Annotated in this window: 1 pseudogene; it reads left to right on the top strand. The window is 51.1% G+C overall.

The window, feature by feature from the left end:
- Positions 1 to 669 (top strand): annotated as a pseudogene (locus tag IEY09_RS20120) (IS4-like element ISUnCu8 family transposase); the annotation flags it as partial.

Here is a 669-nt window from a genome sequence, read left to right on the forward strand (position 1 = left end):
ACTTCCCTTATCCCCCGCTGAGATGGAAGGGGCCTACCGATTTATCCGCAATGAGAATATTCAAGCCAGTGATATTGCTGAAGCGGGTTTTCAAGCCACCGCGCAGCAAGCTCGAGAGCATGACATCTTGTTAGCACTAGAGGATACCACCTCGCTGACTTACAAGCATGACAGTGTCAGGGAGGAGTTAGGTCATACCAATCAAGGGGATAAAAACCGTGCCATTCTGGCGCATTCTATCTTGCTGTTTTCACCGCAAAGCCAGCAAGTCGTTGGGCTGATTGAGCAACAGCGTTGGACGCGGGATATCACTAAGCGCGGGCAACGCCGCCAACATGCTACTCGCCCTTACGAGGAAAAAGAGAGCTACAAATGGGAACAAGCCTCCGCCAATATGTCTGCCCGTTTAGGCGAGCATATCAACAAGGTGATTTCCGTCTGTGACCGTGAGGCTGATTTGTTTGAATATCTGACCTATAAAACCCAGCACCAACAGCGCTTTGTCGTCCGCTCGATGCAGAGTCGATGCATTCAAGAGCATGCACACAAACTCTATGACTACTCGAACACATTACCGCTTGCAGCGACGAAATCTCTCCTCATTCCTCAGAAAGGCGGAAGGAAAGCCCGGGCGGTGACGCTGGAAATGAGATATGCCCGAGTGACCCT

This window comes from Shewanella xiamenensis (genome assembly GCF_014647135.1).
GTDB lineage: Bacteria > Pseudomonadota > Gammaproteobacteria > Enterobacterales > Shewanellaceae > Shewanella > Shewanella xiamenensis.